The organism is Actinomadura violacea (assembly GCF_017573465.1).
Classification (GTDB): Bacteria; Actinomycetota; Actinomycetes; order Streptosporangiales; family Streptosporangiaceae; genus Spirillospora; species Spirillospora violacea.
This window is the reverse complement of sequence record NZ_JAGEPF010000068.1, coordinates 1-2,712: the sequence shown is the minus strand read 5'-3', so window position 1 is coordinate 2,712 and position 2,712 is coordinate 1. Positions and strand designations below refer to the sequence as shown.

Annotated in this window: 3 protein-coding genes; all 3 read left to right on the top strand. The window is 70.0% G+C overall.

Annotated elements, in window-relative coordinates; translation table 11 throughout:
* Positions 1-115: 115 nt before the first annotated feature.
* The 3 genes from J4709_RS52710 to J4709_RS52700 are packed head-to-tail and all read left to right on the top strand — an operon-like array spanning position 116 to position 2,649.
* The gene (locus tag J4709_RS52710) at positions 116-787 is read left to right on the top strand and encodes a DUF4097 family beta strand repeat-containing protein (RefSeq protein ID WP_208253081.1); all 672 of its coding nucleotides are present in this window, start codon (positions 116-118) and stop codon (positions 785-787) included.
* 48 nt (positions 788-835) lie between these two features.
* Entirely contained in the window at positions 836-1,861 is a 1,026-nt protein-coding gene (locus J4709_RS52705) for an ATP-binding cassette domain-containing protein (RefSeq protein WP_208253080.1), read from the top strand.
* Positions 1,858-2,649: an ABC transporter permease gene (locus tag J4709_RS52700; RefSeq protein ID WP_208253079.1), complete on the top strand. Its 792-nt coding sequence runs from the start codon at positions 1,858-1,860 to the stop codon at positions 2,647-2,649. The genes J4709_RS52705 and J4709_RS52700 overlap by 4 nt, the downstream gene beginning before the upstream one ends.
* Positions 2,650-2,712: the final 63 nt, after the last annotated feature.

Genomic DNA, 2,712 nt, shown 5'->3' with positions numbered 1-2,712 from the left:
GCTCGTAAGTCGCAACAGGTGTGTTGCCTGAACCTTGAAGGCAACGTAGCGTTTGCGATGTCAGAAAGAGCGAGCCGCAAGGCGAACCGCAAGGAGCACAACGATGAACACCACGATGAACACCTTCGCCACCAGCACCGAGATCACCGCCCCGATCACCGCGGTGCTGAACGTCCCGGCCGGGCGGGTGCAGCTGATCGCCGCCGACCGCACCGACGCCACCGTGCAGGTCCGCCCCGCCGACCCGGGCAAGGGCCGCGACGTCAAGGCCGCCGAGAACACCACCATCGAGTTCACCAACGGGACGCTGCAGGTGCGGGCCCCCGAGGGCGGTGCGCTCACCGGTTCGGGGTCGGTCGAGGTCACGGTCCAGCTGCCGGCGGGGTCGCGGGTGCAGGGCACGGCCGCGGCGACCGAACTGCGCGGCGTCGGGCGCCTGGGCGAGGTGGTGTTCGACGGCGCCTACCGCCACATCAAGGTCGACGAGGCCGCCGGGATGCGGCTGACCGCGGCCGACGGGGACGTGGAGGTCGGCCGGCTGACCGGCCCCGCCGCGATCAGCACCGCCCGCGGCAGCATCCGGATCGGCGAGGCCACCGGCGGCGAGGTGGAACTGTCCACCCACTCCGGCGACATCGCGATCGGCGCGGCGGCGGGTGTGGCGGCGGCGCTGGACGCCGGCACCGCCCACGGCCGCATCACCAACACCCTGACCAACGACGGGAACCCGCGGCTGTTCGTCCGCGCGACCACCTCCCAGGGCGACATCACCGCCCGCAGCCTCTGACAGGCCACCCCCTTCACCCCCTGCCCCATTTTGTTGAGGAGTTTTGTGATGAGCGAGTTGGCGATCGCGGTGAGCGGGCTGCGCAAGTCCTACCGCGGCAAGGACGGGGAGAAGGTCGTGCTGGAGGGCATCGACCTGGCCGTCCCGCAAGGAACGATCTTCTCCCTGCTCGGCCCGAACGGGGCCGGTAAGACCACCACCGTGCAGATCCTGTCCACCCTCATCGCCCCCGACGCCGGGACCGTGCAGGTCGCGGGCCACGACCTGCACCGGGCCCCCGATGAGGTGCGGGGGGCGATCGGGGTGACCGGGCAGTACTCGGCGGTCGACAAGCTGCTGACCGGTGAGGAGAACCTGCTGCTGATGGCCGACCTGAAACACCTGCCGCGCCGCGACGGACGGCGCAAGGCCGCCGAACTGCTGGAGCGCTTCGACCTGGTCGAGGCCGCCGGCAAACCCGCCGGAACCTACTCCGGCGGCATGCAGCGCCGGCTGGACCTGGCGATGACCCTGGTCGGTGACCCGGAAGTGATCTTCCTGGACGAGCCCACCACCGGACTGGACCCCCGCAGCCGCCGCGCCATGTGGCAGATCGTCCAAGACCTCGTCGCCGGCGGGGTCACGATCTTCCTCACCACCCAGTACCTGGAAGAAGCCGACCGGCTCGCCGACCACATCGCCGTCCTGGACCACGGCCACCTCATCGCCGAAGGCACCCCCGACCAGCTCAAACGCCTCATCCCCGGCGGACACGTCTCGCTGCGCTTCACCGACGACCACACCCTTGACACCGCCCGGGCCGCACTCGGCCGCGGGTTCATCGACCCCGCCGACGACGACCGCCTCACCCTGAACATCCCCTCCGACGGCGGCGTCGCCTCCCTGCGCGACCTGCTCACCGACCTGCACACCGCCGGCGTCCAACCCGCCGACCTGGCCGTGCACACCCCCGACCTCGACGACGTCTTCCTCACCCTCACCGGCAGCCCCAACACCCACACCCAGCCCCACAACGACCAGCCCCAGCAGGACGACGACCAGCAGCAGGACCAGGACAAGGAGACCGTCCGATGAGCGCTCTGACCCTCGCCGCGCGTGACTCGGCGACCATGACCCGCCGGCAGCTCAAGCGCCTGATCCGCTACCCCTCCATGACCGTCCAGCTGGTCATCACCCCGGTGATCATCCTGCTGCTGTTCGTCTACGTCTTCGGCGGCACCCTCGGCAACGGCCTCACCCACGGCGGCGGCGGCGGCGGCGGCAGGCACGCCTACATCAACTACGTCGTCCCCGGCATCCTGCTCATGGCCGTCGCGACCGCCGCCACCGGAACCGCCGTGATGGCCGCCACCGACATGACCGAAGGCATCATCGCCCGGTTCCGCACCATGCGGATCTCCCGCGCCTCCGTCCTGACCGGACACGTCATCGGCGCCGTCATCCAGCAACTCCTCGGCATCGCCGTCGTCATCGCCGTCGCGGTCGCGATCGGATTCCGCCCCAACGCCACCCCCCTGGAATGGGCCGCCGCAGCCGGGCTGCTGGCCCTGTTCGCCCTGGCCGTCACCTGGCTCGCGGTCGCCCTCGGCATCAAGTCCCCCACCCCCGAATCGGCCAGCAACGCCCCCATGCCACTGGTGTTCCTGCCCTTCCTGGGCAGCGGCTTCGTCCCCACCGACTCCATGCCCACCCTCCTGCGCTGGTTCGCCCAATACCAGCCCTTCACCCCCATCATGGAAACCCTCCGCGGCCTCCTGCTCGGCACCCACATCGGCAACAACGCCGCCATCGCCACCGCCTGGTGCATCACCATCGGCGCCGCCTCCTACCTGTGGGCCAAACACACCTACAACAAGGCCTAAACCGTGAGGTGGCCGAACAGGGCCGTCAGACCAACCGGTCTGACGGCCCTAAGCCTTTTCCGC

Bases quoted from the DNA above. Each gene is read 5' to 3' on its own strand.
- J4709_RS52705 (WP_208253080.1), top strand. From the start codon at position 836: ATGAGCGAGTTGGCGATCGCGGTGAGCGGGCTGCGCAAGTCCTACCGC.
- J4709_RS52710 (WP_208253081.1), top strand. From the start codon at position 116: ATGAACACCTTCGCCACCAGCACCGAGATCACCGCCCCGATCACCGCG.
- J4709_RS52700 (WP_208253079.1), top strand. From the start codon at position 1,858: ATGAGCGCTCTGACCCTCGCCGCGCGTGACTCGGCGACCATGACCCGC.